Origin of the sequence: Streptomyces lancefieldiae, assembly GCF_031845825.1 — a bacterium.
Lineage (GTDB): Bacteria > Actinomycetota > Actinomycetes > Streptomycetales > Streptomycetaceae > Streptomyces > Streptomyces lancefieldiae.
Map to the genome: position 1 here is coordinate 15,631 of NZ_JAVRFH010000046.1, position 18,553 is coordinate 34,183.

The 18,553-nt window shown below is 70.8% G+C and carries 17 protein-coding genes; 11 read left to right on the forward strand and 6 right to left on the reverse strand.

What is annotated here, in order from left to right; translation table 11 throughout:
- The first annotated feature begins 307 nt into the window (after nt 1-307).
- The 7 genes from RM812_RS31885 to RM812_RS31915 all read left to right on the forward strand — a co-directional run bounded on the left by RM812_RS31885 (nt 308) and on the right by RM812_RS31915 (nt 6,917).
- On the forward strand, nt 308-1,360 hold the full coding sequence (locus RM812_RS31885) for an endonuclease/exonuclease/phosphatase family protein (RefSeq protein ID WP_311580398.1): 1,053 nt from the start codon (nt 308-310) through the stop codon (nt 1,358-1,360).
- 103 nt (nt 1,361-1,463) lie between these two features.
- Complete coding sequence (locus RM812_RS31890) at nt 1,464-2,690, forward strand: MFS transporter (RefSeq protein WP_311580401.1); 1,227 nt, start codon at nt 1,464-1,466, stop codon at nt 2,688-2,690.
- Nucleotides 2,691-2,969: 279 nt separating this feature from the next.
- Nucleotides 2,970-3,839, forward strand: a complete 870-nt coding sequence (locus tag RM812_RS31895) for an alpha/beta fold hydrolase (RefSeq protein WP_311580405.1) — start codon at nt 2,970-2,972, stop codon at nt 3,837-3,839.
- Between the two features lie 93 nt (nt 3,840-3,932).
- Nucleotides 3,933-4,784, forward strand: coding sequence for a helix-turn-helix domain-containing protein (locus RM812_RS31900; RefSeq protein ID WP_311580408.1), 852 nt, complete (start codon nt 3,933-3,935; stop codon nt 4,782-4,784).
- Nucleotides 4,781-4,990: a DUF397 domain-containing protein gene (locus RM812_RS31905; RefSeq protein ID WP_311580412.1), complete on the forward strand. Its 210-nt coding sequence runs from the start codon at nt 4,781-4,783 to the stop codon at nt 4,988-4,990. The genes RM812_RS31900 and RM812_RS31905 overlap by 4 nt, the downstream gene beginning before the upstream one ends.
- 567 nt (nt 4,991-5,557) lie before the next feature.
- Nucleotides 5,558-5,938 (forward strand): beta/gamma crystallin domain-containing protein, encoded by a 381-nt coding sequence (locus tag RM812_RS31910; protein ID WP_311580415.1) that lies wholly within the window; start codon nt 5,558-5,560, stop codon nt 5,936-5,938.
- A gap of 166 nt (nt 5,939-6,104) precedes the next feature.
- On the forward strand, nt 6,105-6,917 hold the full coding sequence (locus tag RM812_RS31915; RefSeq protein ID WP_311580418.1) for a hypothetical protein: 813 nt from the start codon (nt 6,105-6,107) through the stop codon (nt 6,915-6,917).
- Between the two features lie 69 nt (nt 6,918-6,986).
- On the opposite strand, the gene glnA is transcribed toward RM812_RS31915, so the two are convergent.
- Complete coding sequence (gene glnA / locus RM812_RS31920) at nt 6,987-8,348, reverse strand: type I glutamate--ammonia ligase (RefSeq protein WP_311580421.1); 1,362 nt, start codon at nt 8,346-8,348, stop codon at nt 6,987-6,989.
- 337 nt (nt 8,349-8,685) lie between these two features.
- Here glnA and RM812_RS31925 point away from each other — a divergent pair, with 337 nt between their 5' ends.
- The 3 genes from RM812_RS31925 to RM812_RS31935 are packed head-to-tail and all read left to right on the forward strand — an operon-like array spanning nt 8,686 to nt 11,797.
- Entirely contained in the window at nt 8,686-9,354 is a 669-nt protein-coding gene (locus tag RM812_RS31925) for a DUF3105 domain-containing protein (RefSeq protein WP_311580424.1), read from the forward strand.
- A gap of 4 nt (nt 9,355-9,358) precedes the next feature.
- Nucleotides 9,359-9,985, forward strand: coding sequence for a DUF305 domain-containing protein (locus tag RM812_RS31930; protein ID WP_311580428.1), 627 nt, complete (start codon nt 9,359-9,361; stop codon nt 9,983-9,985).
- Nucleotides 9,986-10,042: 57 nt separating this feature from the next.
- Nucleotides 10,043-11,797, forward strand: coding sequence for an NAD+ synthase (locus tag RM812_RS31935; protein ID WP_311580432.1), 1,755 nt, complete (start codon nt 10,043-10,045; stop codon nt 11,795-11,797).
- Nucleotides 11,798-11,909: 112 nt separating this feature from the next.
- On the opposite strand, the gene RM812_RS31940 is transcribed toward RM812_RS31935, so the two are convergent.
- The 3 genes from RM812_RS31940 to RM812_RS31950 form a co-directional block, all read right to left on the reverse strand.
- Complete coding sequence (locus RM812_RS31940; RefSeq protein ID WP_311580435.1) at nt 11,910-12,356, reverse strand: VOC family protein; 447 nt, start codon at nt 12,354-12,356, stop codon at nt 11,910-11,912.
- Nucleotides 12,357-12,457: 101 nt separating this feature from the next.
- Complete coding sequence (locus RM812_RS31945; protein WP_311580439.1) at nt 12,458-12,712, reverse strand: Txe/YoeB family addiction module toxin; 255 nt, start codon at nt 12,710-12,712, stop codon at nt 12,458-12,460.
- Nucleotides 12,709-12,972 carry a type II toxin-antitoxin system Phd/YefM family antitoxin gene (locus RM812_RS31950; RefSeq protein WP_311580442.1) on the reverse strand — a complete coding sequence of 88 codons (264 nt, stop codon included), beginning with the start codon at nt 12,970-12,972 and terminating at the stop codon, nt 12,709-12,711. Before RM812_RS31950 ends, RM812_RS31945 begins: the two co-directional genes overlap by 4 nt.
- Before the next feature lie 208 nt (nt 12,973-13,180).
- On the opposite strand from RM812_RS31950, the gene RM812_RS31955 reads away from it, so the two are divergent.
- The gene (locus RM812_RS31955) at nt 13,181-16,174 is read left to right on the forward strand and encodes a bifunctional [glutamine synthetase] adenylyltransferase/[glutamine synthetase]-adenylyl-L-tyrosine phosphorylase (RefSeq protein ID WP_311580445.1); all 2,994 of its coding nucleotides are present in this window, start codon (nt 13,181-13,183) and stop codon (nt 16,172-16,174) included.
- 34 nt (nt 16,175-16,208) lie between these two features.
- Here the strand turns inward: RM812_RS31955 and RM812_RS31960 are convergent, their stop codons facing one another.
- Both RM812_RS31960 and RM812_RS31965 read right to left on the reverse strand, forming a co-directional pair.
- Nucleotides 16,209-17,078 (reverse strand): phosphatase PAP2 family protein, encoded by an 870-nt coding sequence (locus tag RM812_RS31960; protein ID WP_311580448.1) that lies wholly within the window; start codon nt 17,076-17,078, stop codon nt 16,209-16,211.
- Nucleotides 17,079-17,163: 85 nt separating this feature from the next.
- Entirely contained in the window at nt 17,164-18,198 is a 1,035-nt protein-coding gene (locus RM812_RS31965) for a LacI family DNA-binding transcriptional regulator (protein WP_311580452.1), read from the reverse strand.
- Between the last annotated feature and the right edge of the window lie 355 nt (nt 18,199-18,553).

Consider the following 18,553-nt stretch of genomic DNA (forward strand, 5'->3'; position numbering starts at 1 on the left):
GACGGCGTCCCCGGATCCCTCCCATGGTGGCACCTCGCGCCTGCCGACGGCTAGGGGACCCTCGTCATGAGCCGCCGCACCCGTGGGGGCGCCCGTGCCCCGCACCCAGGGGGCGCGCCCATGAAGAGAATGTGCCCGTTTTGTCACAGAGTGGCGTGCACGGGTGGTGAGCGGAACTCTGCACTCCGAATCGTTCGTCCTCGTGCCCGTACGGCCGTCATGGGACGGCGGGATCGGAACCGATCATCCCCTATGGTGCTGAGTCACGGGGGGCGACGGTATGCACGGCAGGCAGTGAGGCAACGGTATGGCGCAGCAGGCGTACGCGACGGAGACGGACGGCGGCGGCTCGGATCCCGAGCGCCGGGAGACCCGGATTCGGCGCCTGCTCGACCGTGTGGTCACCGGCTGGCGCGGCGACCGGGGGATCTGGCGCCGGGGCGTGATCACCGCCGCGGTAGCCGTCCTCCTGGCCGTGGTCATGGCAGCCCACTCGCGCATCCCGAACGCCGTCGGCAACCTCGGCAGCCTCACGGAGACGTTCCTGCCCTGGTTCGGCCTGCTGATCCCGGTCCTGCTGGTGATCGCGGTCGTCCGCAAGTCGGCGACGGCGCTGATCGCGCTGGTGCTGCCGGTGAGCGTGTGGCTCAACCTCTTCGGCGGCCTGCTCTTCGACAAGACCGGCACCGGCGGCGACCTCACGGTGGTCACGCACAACGTCAACGCGGCCAACGCCGACCCCGCCGGCACCGCCCGTGCCGTGGCCGCGTCCGGCGCGGACGTGCTGGCCCTGGAGGAGCTGAAGGCGGCCGCGGTACCGACGTACGAGAAGGTGCTGGCGGCGAAGTACCCCCATCACGCGGTCGTCGGCACCGTCGGGCTGTGGAGCACGTACCCGATCAGCGACGTGAGGGCCGTCGACATCCGGCTGGGCTGGAAGCGCGCGATGCGCGCCACCGTCGCCACCCCGTCCGGACCGCTCGCGGTCTACGTCGCCCACCTGCCCTCCGTTCGGGTGAAGATGGAGGCCGGGTTCACCGCCCGGCAGCGGGACAAGAGCGCCGACGCCCTCGGCGAGGCGATCGCCGACGAGGAACTGCCCCGCACGATCCTGCTCGGCGACCTCAACGGCACCATGAACGACCGCGCGCTCACCGCCGTCACCTCCCAGATGCGCTCCCCGCAGGGCGCCGTGGGGAGCGGCTTCGGCTTCAGCTGGCCGGCGTCGTTCCCGATGGCCCGCATCGACCAGATCCTGGTCAGGGGCGTCGAACCGATGACCAGCTGGACCCTCCCGGCGACGGGCAGCGACCATCTGCCGATCGCCGCGCGTGTGAGGGTCGACACAACGACCGACTGAGATTCGTCGGCGGAATACTCGCCCTGAGAGGCTTTGTTCCGTACGGGAACATACAGACGCTCCTCCCGTACGCACCCCCGCTCTCGAAAGGCGAGACCCCTTCATGCCCCTGGCCCTGCTCGCCCTTGCCGTGGGCGCCTTCGGCATCGGTACCACCGAGTTCGTGATGATGGGCCTGCTGCCCGACGTCGCGGACGACCTGGACATCTCCATCCCCACCGCCGGCCACCTGGTCTCGGCGTACGCGCTGGGCGTCGTCATCGGCGCCCCGCTGCTCGCGGCGGCGACGGCACGGATGTCCCGCCGCACGGTCCTGATCACCCTGATGGCGTTGTTCGTGGTCGGCAACGCCCTCTCGGCCGTCGCCCCCGGCGAGGCCTCCCTCCTGGCCGCCCGCTTCGTCAGCGGTCTGCCGCACGGCGCCTTCTTCGGCGTCGGCGCGGTGGTCGCCACCGGCATGGTGGCGCCGGAACGCAAGGCCCGCTCCGTCTCCCTGATGTTCCTGGGCCTCACCGTCGCCAACATCGTCGGCGTGCCCGCGGCGACGGCCATGGGCCAGCAACTGGGCTGGCGGGCGACGTTCCTCGGCGTGAGCGCGATCGGCGTCGCGGCGATAGCGGCGCTGGCGGTGCTGATCCCCCGCGACCACGCCCCCGCCCCCGCCACGGGCCTGCGCGGCGAGCTGGCCGCCCTGCGCTCCGTCCCCGTCTGGCTGGCGCTCGGCACGACGGTCGCCGGCTTCGGCGCGCTCTTCGCCGCGTACAGCTACATCACGCCGATGCTCACGGACGCCGCCGGGTTCGCCGAGGCCAGCGTGACACTGCTGCTCGCCCTGTTCGGCGTCGGCGCCACCGCGGGCAACCTGCTGGGCGGGCGGCTGGCCGACCACTCCCTGCGGGGCACCCTCTTCGGCGGGCTCACCTCCCTGGTCGTGGTCCTCGCCCTCTTCCCGCTCCTGATGCGCACGGAGGTCACGGCGGCGGTGGCGGTGGCGCTGCTCGGCATGGCGGCCTTCATCACCGGCTCCCCGCTCCAGCTCATGGTCATGGAGAAGGCCTCCGCGGCCCCCTCCCTGGCCTCTTCGGCCAATCAGGCCGCCTTCAACCTCGCCAACGCCGGCGGCGCCTGGATCGGGGGCCTCGCCCTGGCGGCGGGCTTCGGCGTGACGTCCCCGGCGACGGCGGGCGCGGGGCTGGCCGTCCTCGGCCTGGCGGTCGCGGTCGCGGCGTACGCGGTGGACCGCCGCCGGGCCGCCGCCGCTCCGGCGACCGGGCGGGAACGCGTGGTCGCGGCGCACGTGCCGGAGGCCTCGCAGCCGGCGCGACGGTGACGGCGGCGGGGGCCTGCGGCGCTTCGACCGTCGGGCCCTGGTCCCCGGCCCCGGTCCCTGGTCCCGGCCCTGGCCCCGGTTCAGCCGTTGCCCTGGGCATGAGGGGAGCGGATGTCCCGGCGAAACACCGCGTACGCGGCGTGTCGCCGGGACATCCGCTCCCATCCGTCGTGCCGCCGGACTCGCCGGCACGTTCCCCGGCCCGCCCGGCGGCAGCGCAGAATGCGGCAGCGGAAAATTCCGTGCGCGGCCGACGGCCCGGCCGCCAGGATGCGGTGCATGACCATCCTCGTGTCCGACCCGCTCCGCCTAGGTGAGACCCGCCTGCCGGACGGGCGCCTGCTCGGCTGGGCCGAGTGGGGGCCGCCGGACGGGGTGCCCGTCCTGCTGTGCCCCGGCGCGGCCACGAGCCGTCGGCTCGGCTTCGGCGCGGGCGTCGTGGACCGGCTCGGCGTACGCCTGGTCTCGGTCGACCGCCCGGGACTCGGTGCCTCGACCCCGGCCCCCGGCCGGACCCTCGCCGACTTCGCGGCCGACGTCCGCCGTCTGTGCGCGCGGCGGGGCCTGGGGCGCCCGGCCGTGGTGGGCAACTCGCAGGGCGCGCCCTTCGCCCTCGCCTGCGCCGAGGCGGGCCCGGCCGCCGCGCTGGCGCTGGTGTCCGCGGCCGACGAGATCGCCGCGCCCGAGTTCGCCGACGTCCTGCCGCCGGAACTGCGCGCCCTGACCGACCGGGCCGTGCGCGACCCGGCCGCCGCCGAGGAGTTCTTCGCGGGCTTCGACGCGGACGCGATGGGGGAGCTGGTCATGGGAGGCAGCCCCGACTGCGACCTCGCCGTCTACCGGGACCCGGACTTCTCGGCCGCGTACCGCCGCGCCCTGGCCGAGGGCTTCGCGCAGGGCGCCGCCGCCGGATACGCCCGTGACACGGTCCTGGCCATGGGCCGCTGGCCCTTCGCGCTCGACCGCGTCACCGTCCCGGTCGACATCTGGTACGGCGAGCAGGACACCAGCCACTCACCCGACCACGGCGTCCTCCTCGCCACCCGCCTCCCCGGCGCCCGCCGCCACGTCGTCCCCGGCATCGGCGGCGCCCTGCTGTGGACCCATGCGGAGCAGATCCTGACGACACTGCTCGCACGTCACCCGTAGGCATGCCCGGAATCCCGTTCCCGTCCCCGGGTGCGACCCACCCGCCTACCGTGAGGCACCTCGCGATACGACGCGTACGACGGAGGGGTGCGGATGTCGGTGGACGGCGGGGCGGACGAGGCGGGTTGGGAAGTCGACCCGGATGACGAGTGGGGCGTGGCCGTCATCGCCACGGTGGGACGGCAGCTGAAGCTGCGCCGCGAGGCGGTGGGCATGAGGGCCGCCGACTTCGGGTTGGCGGTCGGGTACGGGGAGGACCTGGTCTACAAGGTCGAGGGCGGCAAGCGGATTCCCCGCCGGGAGTACCTGGAGAAGGCGGACCAGGTGCTGGACGCGGGCGGGCTCCTCGCGGCCACCTGGGAGGACGTGAAGAAGGTCCGGTACCCCAAGCAGGTGCGGGACTTGGCGAAGCTGGAGTCGCGGGCCGTCGAGTCGCTTTCCTACGGCAGCTACAGCCTGCACGGGCTTCTCCAGACGGAGGAGTATGCGCGCGCACTTCTTCGTACGCGTCGGCCGGCTCTCTCGGAGGACGAGGTCGAGAGTGCGCTCGCCGCGCGTATGGGGCGCAAAGCGATCTTCGAGCGTGCCCCGGCCCCGGAACTCAGCTTCGTCCAGGAAGAGGCGACTCTCAGAAGGCCTGTGGGAGGCACGATGGTCCTGCGCGGGCAGCTGGAGCACCTGCTGGAGGTCGCGCAATTGCGGCACGTGGAGATCCAGGTGATGCCGACGTCTCGCGGTGACCATCCGGGAGGAGGTCGGATGCAGGTCCTCAAGTTCGACGACGGCACGGCGGTCGGCCGGGCCGACGACTTGTTCGGCGGTCGGCCCGTCACGGATCCCCGGCAACTGCGCATCCTCGAACTGCGCTATGGCAGTATCCGGGCCGAGGCCCTGCCCGCCCGGGAATCAGTGGCCTTCATCGAACAACTGCTGGGGGAGACATGAGTCGTAAGGGCCCATCCGGACATTTCGCCGACCTGGCCTGGTTCAAGAGCAGCTACAGCGACACCAGCGAGCCCAGTGACTGCGTCGAGGTGGCGGTAACTTCGGCTGCCATCCACGTCCGCGACTCCAAGCACCCCCACGGCCCCCGCCTCGCCGTCACTCGGGCGGCGTGGGCGGGGTTCGTCGCCGGTGCGGGTGGGGGCTGACCCCCCACCCGCACCCGGCGGAGCGCTACAGCAAGTGGCCTCCGGTGGACGCCGTACATGCAGCGTCGACCCAACGGTCGGGTGGTCGGTGTTGGTCGTTCAGCGGACACCGTGGGCCGTCCTCCGGCGGTCCACGGACGGCCCCGCCTTCCGTACTCACATCGGCCAGATGGACGCCTTTGATGCGTGGGCGCCCTGGCACGACTGGCTTGCTCGTGGCCCCGACCTCGTCGACACGCCTGTCACGACTCAAGCATCATCAGGTAACGGGAGAGATGGCCGGATGGTTCGACATGGCTGTTGCTCTCGCGAACCAATTGCACAAACCCCCTGAGGTTAATCAGCGAATGACTGTCGTGAGGGAAGCAGTAGACCGCCGGATCGCGATCAATGAAATGAACGACAGTGAGGTGTGCGATGTCTTTGCCGGTAGAGGCATGCCGATGGCTGAATCCCGTCTGCCGGCCGTCTCAATCCACATGAAGGACTCCAGCAATTCGGACAACTCCCCGATTCGGACGGGCGGAGCAGTTGAATCCCCTAGAGGGTTCAAGTAGCGTGTCTGGCGTGAAAAAGAACCGCCCCGTCAGGGCTAAGGTATTATTCAAGAAGATTGCCGTCACGGCGGCAGTCGCTGCCGGATTTACGGTCGCAATTCCGGCGACACCTGCCGCTGCAGTAAGCTCCGTTGATTGCCGATGGCCCTCGACGATCAACGAGTACGCACGAGTGGAATCGTACGGCTTGCCGACGTGTTTCGCCAATGCCGGTGCGATGAACGTGAATGTTCACGGGGTCTCAATGTTCCATTCGGGCAACAACAAGGTCACGTTCTTCTACACCATAGAAGGCGGAACTTATCAGAACGCCATCACCTTGGAAAAATGGCAGGAGCGCGGCCTGGCGTTCAATGCCACCGCCCACTTGACGTCGCTGGTGATCTGGTGACCTCGTTGCCGTAGAGACTCCGATACCGCCTTTCGGTGAGTGCGCCAAGTCCCCCGTGTCAGCGTCAGCGGGGGACTTGTGACGTTGGTGCGCCTACTCATCATCGGCCCGGCCGCCGGGATATGCCCGTCAGGCCCTTGACCGACAGCAAGGAGCTTTTCTTCCGATGACCGCACAGCCCGTACGCCCTGAGCGCAGTGGTCCCAGGACCGCCTCGGTCATGGATGCCTCGCTGTTCAAGCCCTCTCTCGTCAAAGCGGTGTTCAGGGACGTGACCCCGATGCACGTCTCTCGGTCGGCCGCGTGGGCCGCCGCGTCGGTGACGCGGACAGTGCTGACGGAGATCATCGACGGCGCGAGGAGAGCGGCGGCGGAGGAGGCCCGGAAGAAGCTGGTTCCCGGGGACCTGCTCTCGGCGATCGACCGGAACGTCGAGCTCGAGGTGGGGACCAAGTGGTACGACCACAGCCCGACGTTTCAAGGCCTGACCGGTGCTCTGTACGACGCCGACGGTGTCCTCGTGCCTTCCCGTAAGCGCAGCGGGTCGCGCAAACCGAGTGCTGTGGTCGGCGCCCACAGGTTCGAGGCCGGGGTCAGGAAGCTGCTGCGGAGCCGGGGGGCGACGGCCGTCCCGGCGATGGTCCGCGACCTGGACGGAATCGCGAGCGCGTTCCTGACGGACCTCGCCCGGGACGCGGCCATGGTCGTCCGCGAGGGCGGGGTCAAACGTTTCGGTTCGGTCACCCTGGTGATGTCGGGCGAACCGGCCCCACCCCCGTTCCCCAAGGATTCCGTCGGGGCCCTGTCCGTCCGGAGGGGGGACGGTCGAACCATCGGCAGGGATGACATCCTGGCCGCCACCGCGGTGCAGTTGTTCGGCGGCAACCTCAGGCAGCGAGCCCTCACCGAAGCACGCGAGACGGTACAGAACACGTCGGCCGGAAGACGGCCCGCAGACGGCCCGAGCGGGACCGCCTGACTCCGGGGCCGGAGACCTTTGTCTCCGGCCCCGGGGCACGTCAGGTTGGAAACCTGATCCGACCTGCGCCTAAAGCACCGGCAGCGACTTCCGCAGCTCGAACGCCGTGACCTGCGACCGGTACTCCTCCCACTCCTGCCGCTTGTTGCGCAGGAAGAAGTCGAAGACGTGCTCGCCCAGGGTCTCCGCGACCAGGTCGCTGTGTTCCATCAGGGCGAGGGCCTCGCCGAGGTTCTGGGGGAGCGGCTCGATGCCCAGGGCGCGGCGTTCGGCGTTGGACAGGGCCCAGACGTCGTCCTCGGCACCCGGCGGGAGTTCGTAGCCCTCCTCGATGCCCTTCAGCCCGGCGGCCAGCAGGACGGCGTAGGTCAGGTACGGGTTGGCGCCGGAGTCGATGGAGCGGACCTCGACGCGGGCCGAGCCGGTCTTGCCGGGCTTGTACATCGGCACGCGGACCAGCGCCGAGCGGTTGTTGTGGCCCCAGCAGATGTACGACGGGGCCTCGCCGCCCGCGCCGGCCGTGCGCTCGGAGCCGCCCCAGATGCGCTTGTAGGAGTTCACCCACTGGTTGGTGACCGCGGAGATCTCCGCCGCGTGCCGCAGCAGGCCCGCGATGAAGGACCGGCCGACCTTGGAGAGCTGGTACTCCGCACCGGACTCGTAGAACGCGTTGCGGTCGCCCTCGAAGAGCGAGAGGTGCGAGTGCATGCCCGAGCCGGGGTACTCCGAGAACGGCTTCGGCATGAAGGTGGCCTGCAGGCCCTGCTCCAGCGCGACCTGCTTCATCACCAGGCGGAACGTCATGATGTTGTCGGCCGTGGAGAGCGCGTCCGCGTAGCGCAGGTCGATCTCCTGCTGGCCGGGGGCGCCCTCGTGGTGGGAGAACTCCACCGAGATGCCCATCGACTCCAGCATGGTGATGGCCTGGCGGCGGAAGTCCATGCCGATGTTCTGCGGGGTGTGGTCGAAGTACCCGGAGTTGTCGGCGGGCGTCGGGACCGAGCCGTCGACCGGCTTGTCCTTCAGCAGGAAGAACTCGATCTCCGGGTGGGTGTAGAAGGTGAACCCCAGGTCGGAGGTGCGGGCCAGGGCGCGCTTGAGGACGAAGCGCGGGTCGGCGAAGGAGGGGGAGCCGTCCGGCATCAGGATGTCGCAGAACATCCGCGCCGTGCCGGGGGCCTCCGCGCGCCACGGCAGGACCTGGAAGGTCGACGGGTCCGGCTTGGCGATCATGTCGGACTCGTAGACCCGGGCGAAGCCCTCGATCGCGGAGCCGTCGAAGCCGATGCCCTCGTCGAAGGCCTGCTCGAGCTCGGCCGGGGCCACGGCGACGGACTTGAGGAAGCCCAGAACGTCCGTGAACCACAGGCGTACGAACCGGATGTCGCGCTCCTCCAGCGTCCGGATCACGAACTCCTGCTGCTTGTCCATCTTCCGCTTCCCCATCCTTGCTGGTCAGGCCGCCTGTCTCCGGTACGGCGGGAGGCGGTCGGGCACTCGAGCATCACACCACAGCACGGTTTCGTGTGCGTTGCGGACCTCGATCGGCAGACCGATCCCCGCCTGAACGTCTCACGTACGTCGGGTGCACCGCTCTCCCCGCAGAGTAGAGGCCACGTGTTCGATCGGGCCATTCCTGGGATCCCACCGGACAGATCCGGCGGCGGATCCTGTGACCTCCCTACGAAGGACCACCCCTCCACCATTACGATCAGCGGACTCACCGCCCCCTCTTTCTTTTTCTTTCTTTCCCAGAAGGGCACACCTCATGGGTTCCGCCAAGAAGAGCAGCAACACGGCGCGACAGGCACGCATAGCCGAGATGCGGCGCGCCGAGGAGGCCCGCGAGCGCCGGAACCGGATCCTCACGATCGCGGTCAGCACCGTGATCGTCGCCGGTCTCGTCGTCGGCGGGGTCGTCCTCGTCCGGTCGCAGTCCGGCGACTCCGACGACGCCACGGCGTCCGACGACAAGAGCACCGGCAAGTTCGTCGCCGGGCAGGACGGGGTGCAGACCTGGGAGGGGAACCTGTCCCGCAACCACGTCGCCAAGAAGGTGACGTACCCCGTCGATCCCCCGGTCGGCGGCGACCACAACCAGGTCTGGATGAACTGCGACGGCGACGTCTACACCAAGCCGCTCAACAAGGAGAACGCCGTGCACTCGCTGGAGCACGGCGCCGTCTGGGTCACGTACACCGACAAGGCCCCGAAGGCCGACGTGCAGAAACTGGCGGCGAAGGTGGAGAAGACGCCGTACTCCCTGATGAGCCCGAACAGCGCGCAGAAGGACCCGATCATGCTCACCGCCTGGGGCCACCAGCGCACGGTGACGGGCGCCGACGACCCGAACGTGGACAAGTTCTTCGAGAAGTTCGTCCAGGGCGAGCAGACCCCCGAGCCGGGAGCCGCCTGCACCAACGGACTGTCGGAGTGAGACCGTGAAACCGAAGCAGGCCGGCTGGATCGTGGCGGCCGCCGCGGCGGCGCTCGTCGCGGCCGGTGCGATCACCTACGCGGTCGCCGGGGACGACGGCGCCGACCGCGTCCCGGCGGCCGACTCCGCGGACGCCGGCTTCGCGCGGGACATGGCGGTGCACCACCAGCAGGCCGTCGAGATGTCGTACATCGTGCGCGACCGCACCGAGGACGAGGAGGTGCGGCGGCTCGCGTACGACATCGCGCAGACGCAGGCCAACCAGCGCGGCATGATGATCGGCTGGCTCGACCTGTGGGGGCTGCCCAAGGTGTCCTCCGACCCGCCGATGACCTGGATGGGCATGGGCGACATGCCCTCCGCCGGGAAGGGCTCGCTGATGCCGGGGATGGCCACCGACGCCGAGATGGAGCGGCTCGGGACCCTGAACGGCAGGCAGGCGGAGGTCTTCTACCTCCAGCTGATGACCGAGCACCACAAGGGCGGCGTCCACATGGCCGAGGGGTGCGTGGAGAAGTGCACGGTCGGGGTGGAGAGGCGGCTGGCCCGGGGGATGGTGGAGTCGCAGGAGTCGGAGATCCGGCTGATGGCGGACCTGCTGGCCGAGCGGGGCGCGAAGCCGCGGGCCTGAGGCCGGGCCCGGCGGCGCGCCACCCCATCGCGTCGTTCTGACGATTAGACTGGGTGCGTGCCTCAACTACGACTCGCCCTGAACCAGATCGACTCCACCGTCGGCGACATCGCCGAGAACGCGGAGTCGGTCGTCCGCTGGACCCGGCACTCGGCCGAGCAGGGAGCGCACCTGGTGGCGTTCCCGGAGATGATGCTGACCGGGTATCCCGTCGAGGACCTGGCTCTCAGGCCGTCCTTCGTGGAGGCCTCCCGCGCCGCCCTGCGCTCCCTCGCGGCGCGGCTCGCGGACGAGGGCCTCGGCGGGCTGCCCGTGGTCGTGGGCTACCTCGACCGCTCGGCGACGGCCCGGCCGAAGTACGGCCAGCCGGCGGGCGCCCCGCAGAACGCGGCGGCGGTGCTGCACGGCGGCGAGGTGGTGCTGACCTTCGCCAAGCACCACCTGCCGAACTACGGCGTCTTCGACGAGTTCCGCTACTTCGTGCCCGGCGACACCATGCCGGTGGTGCGGGTGCGCGGCGTCGACGTGGCCCTGGCCATCTGCGAGGACCTGTGGCAGGACGGCGGCCGGGTGCCGGCCGCGCGCTCGGCGGGGGCCGGACTGCTGCTCTCCGTCAACGCCTCGCCCTACGAGCGGGACAAGGACGACACCCGGCTGGAGCTGGTGCGCAAGCGGGCCCAGGAGGCCGGGTGCACCACGGCGTACCTCGCGATGATCGGCGGGCAGGACGAACTCGTCTTCGACGGCGACTCGATCGTGGTCGACCGGGACGGCCAGGTCGTGGCGCGGGCCCCGCAGTTCTCCGAGGTCTGCATGGTGCTGGACCTCGACCTGCCGGCCGCGGACGCCGACGCCCCGGCCGGCGTGGTCGACGACGGGCTGCGCATCGACCGGGTGGTGCTGTCCGAGGAGCCGGTGCCCGCCTACGACCCCGGGCTGTCCGGCGGACACGCCGAGCGGCTGGACGACGACGAGGAGGTCTACTCGGCGCTGGTCGTCGGGCTGCGCGCCTACGTCGCGAAGAACGGCTTCCGCTCGGTGCTGATCGGGCTGTCCGGCGGCATCGACTCCTCCCTCGTCGCGGCGATCGCCTGCGACGCGCTGGGCGCGGAGAACGTGTACGGGGTGTCGATGCCGTCCAAGTACTCCTCGGGGCACTCCAAGGACGACGCGGCGGAGATGGCGCGCCGGACCGGGCTCAACTACCGCACCGTGGCGATCGAGCCGATGTTCGACGCGTACATGGGCTCGCTGGGCCTGAGCGGGCTCGCCGAGGAGAACCTCCAGTCACGCCTGCGCGGCACCCTGCTGATGGCGATCTCCAACCAGGAGGGCCACATCGTCCTGGCGCCGGGCAACAAGTCGGAGCTGGCGGTCGGGTACTCGACGCTGTACGGCGACTCCGTGGGCGCCTACGGGCCCATCAAGGACGTCTACAAGACGTCGGTCTTCCGCCTGGCCGAGTGGCGCAACCGGGCCGCCGAGGCCCGCGGGCAGACCCCGCCGATCCCCGAGAACTCGATCACCAAGCCCCCGAGCGCCGAGCTGCGCCCCGGCCAGGTCGACACCGACTCCCTGCCCGACTACCCGGTGCTGGACGCCATCCTCGAGCTGTACGTCGACCGGGACCGGGGCGCGGACGAGATCGTGGCGGCCGGGTACGACCGGGAGCTGGTGACGAAGACGCTGCGGATGGTCGACACCGCGGAGTACAAGCGGCGGCAGTACCCGCCGGGCACCAAGATCTCGGCGAAGGGCTTCGGCAAGGACCGCCGCCTGCCGATCACCAACCGGTGGCGGGAGACCGGCTGACGCGGCCCCGGGCCGACTCCGCCGTCCGGAGCCGGCCCGCGGACCCCGCGGACGCCGTACCGCCGCCGTCGCTGCTGCCACCGGCAGCCGGAGCTACCGCCGGCGCCGGCGGCTAGCGCTGCCGCTTCAGCTCCGCCAGCACCTGGTACAGGGGCTCCGTCTCCCGGCGCCGGTACTCCTGGATCGCCCAGCCGTTGCCGTCCGGGTCCTTGAAGTACATGAAGGTGGCCCCGTCGTCCGGTGCGTACTGCACCGGCTCGGAGACGTCCAGACCACGTCCCACCAGCTCCTTGTGGGCCGCCTTGATGTCGGCGACGCACAGCTGCAGGCCCTGGTACGAACCGGGGGCGGGGCGGCTCTGTCCCTGGGCCATCTCCCAGATGGCGTCGCCGAGGGCGATCGAGCAGCCGGAGCCCGGAGGCGTGAGCTGGACGATCCGCATCCCCGGCATGACCTCCTGGTCGATGTCGACGTGGAAGCCGACCTTGTCCCGGTAGAAGTCCCGGGAGCGGTCGATGTCGGTGACGGGCAGGGGAATGACTTCGAGGGTGAAGTCCATGGCGTGACTCCTTCGACTTCGTTGTCGAACACGGGTAAGTCAGCACAGTGATCGGTCGAACACAATGATCGGTCGAACGCAGTGGCAGTAGGGGTACCGCGTCAGTAGTGGTACCGCGCCTGGACGATGATCAGCGCGTCGTTGGTCGGCTTGTACACGAGACGGTGTGTGTCGTCGATGCGTCGTGACCAGTAGCCCGACAGGTCGCCCTTCAGCGGCTCCGGCTTGCCGATGCCCTTGAACGGGTCACGTGTGATGTCGGTGATCAGTTTGTTGATCCGCTTGGTCACCTTCCGGTCGCTCTCGGCCCAGTGGACGTAGTCCTCCCAGCCGTGCGACGTGAAAGTGATCTTCACGCGCTCTCCGCGTCCGGATCGATCAGCTCACGCTGCCGGGCGCCGCCGGACTCGGCCTCGGCGATGGAGTCGAGCAGACGACGGGCGTTCTTGGGAGAACGCAGGAGGTGCACCGTTTCCGTCCAGGCCGTGAAGTCCTCCTCGGACATGAGGACGGCGTTTCCCTTGCGGGAAGTGATGTGCACCGGGGCATGGTCCTCGTTGACCTGCTCTATCAGGGGGAAGAGGTTCTGACGGGCTTCGCTGGCGGTGATGGACATACCGGTGCCTCCCTTCGCGGCTTGTACAAGATATCGTACGAGTGTGGAGTGGTCCACCCGAGGCCGGGATCCACGGCGCGGACCGCTCCCCCCGGCATGCCCGGCGCCTTGGCGCGGCACCCCGGTTACGCTCAAGGCCGGACGACCTTGATCCGACGGGTCCCATCCCACCGGCCCGTCCGTCCCGCAGGTCCGACAGGAGGCCGAGATGACGTCGCCGGGGCGCCGGAGCAGTACCTTCACACGGCTGCTGCGGCACGGCTTCACCGATCCCTCGGCCGCCGAGCGGCTGCTGGACGGCGCGGAGCTGGAGCCGGTCCGCGCCGACCCGGTCCTGCTGGAGGCGCTGGGCGCCACCGCCGACCCGGACCTCGCCCTGCACGGCCTGGCCCGGCTGCTGGAGGCACAGCCCGACCCGACCGCCCGCCGGGAGCTGCTGGACACCCTGATAGCGGCCAAACCGCTGCGCGACCGCCTCCTCGGCGTGCTCGGCGCCTCCGAGGCGCTCGCCGACCACCTCGCCCGGCACGCCGGCGACTGGCAGGCCCTCGTCACCTACGAGCCGCGCGACCTGCACCGGGGTGTCGAGGAGTTCGAGCGCGGCCTCGCCGAGGCGACCGACCCCGTCTCCCTGCGCGTCGCCTACCGGCGCTGCCTGCTGTCCATCGCCGCCCGCGACGTGTGCGGGACCATCGACGTCGCCGAGACCGCCGCCGAGCTGGCCGACCTCGCCACCGCCACCCTGCGCGCCGCGCTGGCCCTCGCCGAGGCGGACGCGCCCGAGGACGCCGCCCTGTGCCGGCTCGCGGTGATCGCGATGGGCAAGTGCGGCGGCCACGAGCTGAACTACGTCTCCGACGTCGACGTCATCTTCGTGGGGGAGGCGGTGGACGGGGCCGACGAGGCCAGGGCGCTCAGGGCCGCGACCTCGCTCGCCTCGCACATGATGCGGATCTGCTCCGAGACGACCGTCGAGGGCTCCATCTGGCCCGTCGACGCCAATCTCCGCCCCGAGGGCCGCAACGGCCCGCTGGTGCGCACCCTGAGCAGCCACCTCGCCTACTACCAGCGCTGGGCCAAGACCTGGGAGTTCCAGGCGCTGCTCAAGGCCCGCCCGGTGGCCGGCGACCCCGACCTCGGCGCGGAGTACGTCGCAGCCCTGCAACCCCTGGTGTGGCAGGCCGCCGACCGCGAGAACTTCGTCCCCGACGTGCAGAAGATGCGCCGCCGGGTGGTGGAGAACATCCCCGTCGCCGAGGTCGACCGGCAGCTCAAGCTGGGCCCCGGCGGCCTCAGGGACGTCGAGTTCGCCGTGCAGCTCCTCCAACTGGTGCACGGGCGGGCGGACGCCTCCCTGCACAGCGGTACGACGCTGGACGCGCTGGACGCGCTGGCCGCGGGCGGCTACGTCGGCCGGGTCGACGCCGCCCAGCTCGACGAGGCGTACCGCTTCCTGCGCTCCATGGAGCACCGCATCCAGCTCCACCGGCTGCGGCGCACCCACCTCGTGCCCGAGGACGAGGCCGACCTGCGCCGCCTCGGCCGCTCCCTCGGGCTGCGCACCGACCCGGTCGCCGGGCTGCTGCGCGCGTGGAAGCGGCACGCCTCCGTCGTACGCCGGCTGCACGAGAAGCTGTTCTACCGGCCGCTGCTCGACGCCGTCGCCCAGCTGGCGCCCGGCGAGGCCCGGCTGAGCGCCGAGGCCGCGCGGGAGCGCCTGGTCGCCCTCGGATACGCCGACCCGGCCGCCGCCCTCAGGCACCTGGAGGCGCTGGCGTCCGGCGTGACCCGCAAGGCGGCCATCCAGCGGACCCTGCTGCCCGTGCTGCTCGGCTGGTTCGCCGACTCCGCCGACCCGGACACCGGCCTCCTCAACTTCCGCAAGGTCTCCGACGCGCTCGGCAACACGCCCTGGTACCTGCGGCTGCTGCGGGACGAGGGCGCGGCGGCCGAGAACCTCGCCCGTGTGCTCTCCGCCGGGCGGCTCGCCCCCGACCTGCTGATGCGGGCGCCCGAGGCCGTCGCGCTGCTCGGGGACGGCGACGCCGGGGGACTGACGCCGCGCGGACGGGCCCAGCTGGAGCAGGAGACACTCGCCGCGGTCCGCCGCGCCGACGGCGCCGTCCAGGCGGTCACGGCCGCGCGCGGCATGCGGCGCCGCGAGCTGTTCCGTACGGCCGCCGCGGACATCGTCGGCTCCTACGGCACCGACGCGCAGCCCGTCGAGGCCGACCAGGGCGCCCTGGTGGACCGGGTCGGCGCCGCCGTGTCGGACCTGACGGCGGCGACGCTGGCGGGGACGCTCAGGGCGGTCGTGAGGGAGGGCTGGGGCGACACCCTGCCGACCCGGTTCGCGGTCATCGGCATGGGCCGGTTCGGCGGGCACGAGCTGGGCTACGGCTCCGACGCGGACGTGCTGTTCGTGCACGAGCCCCGCGACGGGGTGGACGAGCGGGAGGCGTCCGACGCGGCGAACAAGGTCGTCTCCGAGATGCGGCGCCTCCTCCAGGTGCCCAGCGCCGACCCGCCCCTGATCATCGACGCCGGCCTGCGCCCCGAGGGCAAGTCCGGCCCGCTGGTGCGGACGCTGAAGTCGTACGAGGCCTACTACCGGCGCTGGTCACTGGTGTGGGAGTCGCACGCCCTGCTGCGGGCCGAGTTCGTGGCCGGCGACGAGGATCTGGGGCGGCGGTTCATCGAGTTGGTCGATCCGCTGCGGTACCCGGCCGGCGGGCTCGGGGAGGACGCCGTACGGGAGATCCGGCGGCTCAAGGCCCGGATGGAGTCCGAGCGGCTGCCGCGCGGCGCGGACCCCAAGCTGCACGCCAAACTGGGGCCGGGCGGGCTGTCCGACGTGGAGTGGACCGTGCAGCTGTTCCAGTTGCGGTACGGCCACCGGGAGGCGGGGCTGCGGACCACCCGGACGCGTCAGGCCCTGGCCGCCGCGGCCGACGCCGGGCTCGTCTCGGCGGAGAACGCCGGGACACTCGACGAGGCGTGGGTGCTGGCGACGCGCGTGCGCAACGCGGTGATGCTGGTGCGCGGGCGGGCCGGTGACACCTTCCCGACCGACCCCCGCGAGCTGGCGGCGGTGGGCCGCTACCTGGGCCACGGCCCCGGCCACGCGGGCGACATGCTGGACGAGTACCGCCGCACGGCCCGCCGGGCCCGGACAGCGGTGGAGGAACTCTTCTACACCTAGCCCAGCCACCGCCCAGCCTCAGCGCCGGGCACGTCTATGCCCGCGTAGGCATCCAAGACCCCCACCGGTCATCAACCCCCGGCACCCACCGCGGCAGCGCGTGCGGCAGCGCGCCGTACCACACCGCCGTCACCCCGTACCCGAACCCCAGACACAGCACGCCCCCCACCGCGTCCAGCCAGAAGTGGTTGGCGGTGGCGACGATCACCACCAGCGTGAGCACCGGATACACCAGCCCCAGCACCCGCACCCAGGGCACCGACGCCAGCGCGAAGATCGTCACTCCGCACCACACCGACCACCCGATGTGCATCGACGGCATCGCCGCGTACTGGTTGGACATGTTCTTCAGGTCCCCGGACGCCATCGACCCCCACGTCTCATGGACCATCACGGTGTCGATGAAACGCCCCCCGTTCATCAGACGGGGCGGGGCGAGCGGATACAGGTAGTAGCCGACCAGGGCGATGCTCGTCGTCGCGAAGAGAACGAGCCGGGTCGCGGCGTAGCGCCCGGGGTGGCTGCGGTACAACCACACCAGCACACCCAGGGTCATCACGAAGTGCAGCGTGGCGTAGTAGTAGTTCATGCCGACGACCAGCCAAGTCACCGAGTTCACGGCGTGGTTGACCCACTCCTCGACCGCGATGCCGAGTTGCCGCTCGACCCGCCAGATCCAGTCGGCGTTGCGCAGCGCCTGTGCCCGCTGCTCCGGTACGGCGTTGCGGACGAGCGAGTACGTCCAGTAACTGAGCGCGATCAGCAGGATCTCGAACCACAGGCGGGGCCGACGGGGCGCGCGGAGCCGGTGCATGAGGCTCCCGCCCTGCCCCGTCTCCTCCGTGACGGGGCGCGGAACGGCCTCTTCCAGGCGTTCCGGAGTCCTCACGGTCACGTCACCCATAGGTATGAAGTCTGCCAGAAAAGCCTTCCGCCACCGATCATCCCCCTGCCGGGTGCGGCCCGCACCCGTGGCCCCGGAGGAGGGGTCAGGACCGGTTGCGCTCGCCCGGCGCCGACGCCGTCGAGCCGCGGACCACCAGCTCCGGCATGAACACGAACTCGCTGTGCGGCGCGGGAGTTCCGCCGATCTCCTCCAGCAGCGTGCGCACCGCCGCCTGTCCCATCGCGGGGACCGGCTTGCGGACGGTCGTCAGCGGCGGGTCGGTGAAGGCGATCAGCGGCGAGTCGTCGAAGCCGACGACCGAGATGTCCTTGGGTACGTCCAGGCCCTGCTGCCGGGCCGCCCGTATCGCGCCCAGCGCCATCATGTCGCTGGCGCACACCACCGCCGTGCAGTTGCGCTCGATGAGCGCGGTGGCCGCCGCCTGGCCGCCCTCCAGGGTGTAGAGGGAGTGCTGGACGAACTCCTTCTCCACGGTCTCGGGACTCACGTCCAGTTGGTCCTGGACGGTGCGGACGAAGCCCTCGATCTTGCGCTGCACGGGCACGAACCGCTTTGGACCGAGGGCCAGCCCGATGCGGGTGTGGCCGAGCGAGACGAGGTGCGTGACCGCGAGGCTCATCGCGGCGCGGTCGTCGGGGGAGATGAACGGCGCCTGCACCTTCGAGGAGAAGCCGTCGACGAGGACGAACGGCACGCCCTGCGCGCGCAGCCGCTCGTAGCGCTGCATGTCGGCGTTGGTGTCGGCGTGCAGACCGGAGACGTAGATGATGCCGGCGACCCCTCGGTCGACCAGCATCTCCGTCAGCTCGTCCTCCGTGGAGCCGCCCGGGGTCTGGGTGGCGAGCACCGGCGTGTAGCCCTGGCGGGTCAGCGCCTGCCCGATGACCTGGGCCAGCGCCGGGAAGATGGGGTTCTCCAGCTCCGGGGTGATCAGGCCCACCAGGCCCTCGCTGCGCTGCCGCAGCCGCACGGGGCGCTCGTAGCCCAGTACGTCGAGGGCGGCGAGTACGGACTGTCGGGTGGTGGCGGCGACGCCCGGCTTCCCGTTGAGGACGCGGCTGACCGTCGCTTCGCTCACCCCCGCCTGGGCGGCGATGTCGGCAAGCCGTGTGGTCACAGGGGTGGACTGTACCTGTCGGACGGCGCCTTGCCCACCGATCGGGCGCCGTGGGCGGCCCGTTGGACGGCTCGGCGCGGGCTGCTGCGACATCGCGGCTCCCTGGAGAAAGTGGCGGCAAGAGCTTGCAGAGTCTTGCACAACCAGCCGGATACCGCTCGCTCCCCGTAAACAAGCGTCTCATGACGGTCGCCAGGAGGTCACGCGCGGATAACTTCGAGGCTTTCTTGCACTTTTTTGCTGCAAGACCTTTCGTCCGCGCTTACATCGCTGTTACGTTCACGTCGCCCGACGGCGGCAATGACGCGGTCGGTGTCGGCAGGAGCGGCGGACGGGCCCGCACCCTGCACCACAC

What these genes read in the sequence shown, in the direction of transcription:
- RM812_RS31885 (WP_311580398.1), top strand. Translation starts at nt 308, where the DNA reads ATGGCGCAGCAGGCGTACGCGACGGAGACGGACGGCGGCGGCTCGGAT.
- RM812_RS31890 (WP_311580401.1), top strand. Translation starts at nt 1,464, where the DNA reads ATGCCCCTGGCCCTGCTCGCCCTTGCCGTGGGCGCCTTCGGCATCGGT.
- RM812_RS31895 (WP_311580405.1), top strand. Translation starts at nt 2,970, where the DNA reads ATGACCATCCTCGTGTCCGACCCGCTCCGCCTAGGTGAGACCCGCCTG.
- RM812_RS31900 (WP_311580408.1), top strand. Translation starts at nt 3,933, where the DNA reads ATGTCGGTGGACGGCGGGGCGGACGAGGCGGGTTGGGAAGTCGACCCG.
- RM812_RS31905 (WP_311580412.1), top strand. Translation starts at nt 4,781, where the DNA reads ATGAGTCGTAAGGGCCCATCCGGACATTTCGCCGACCTGGCCTGGTTC.
- RM812_RS31915 (WP_311580418.1), top strand. Translation starts at nt 6,105, where the DNA reads ATGACCGCACAGCCCGTACGCCCTGAGCGCAGTGGTCCCAGGACCGCC.
- glnA (WP_311580421.1), bottom strand. Translation starts at nt 8,348, where the DNA reads ATGGACAAGCAGCAGGAGTTCGTGATCCGGACGCTGGAGGAGCGCGAC.
- RM812_RS31925 (WP_311580424.1), top strand. Translation starts at nt 8,686, where the DNA reads ATGGGTTCCGCCAAGAAGAGCAGCAACACGGCGCGACAGGCACGCATA.
- RM812_RS31940 (WP_311580435.1), bottom strand. Translation starts at nt 12,356, where the DNA reads ATGGACTTCACCCTCGAAGTCATTCCCCTGCCCGTCACCGACATCGAC.
- RM812_RS31950 (WP_311580442.1), bottom strand. Translation starts at nt 12,972, where the DNA reads ATGTCCATCACCGCCAGCGAAGCCCGTCAGAACCTCTTCCCCCTGATA.
- RM812_RS31955 (WP_311580445.1), top strand. Translation starts at nt 13,181, where the DNA reads ATGACGTCGCCGGGGCGCCGGAGCAGTACCTTCACACGGCTGCTGCGG.
- RM812_RS31960 (WP_311580448.1), bottom strand. Translation starts at nt 17,078, where the DNA reads ATGGGTGACGTGACCGTGAGGACTCCGGAACGCCTGGAAGAGGCCGTT.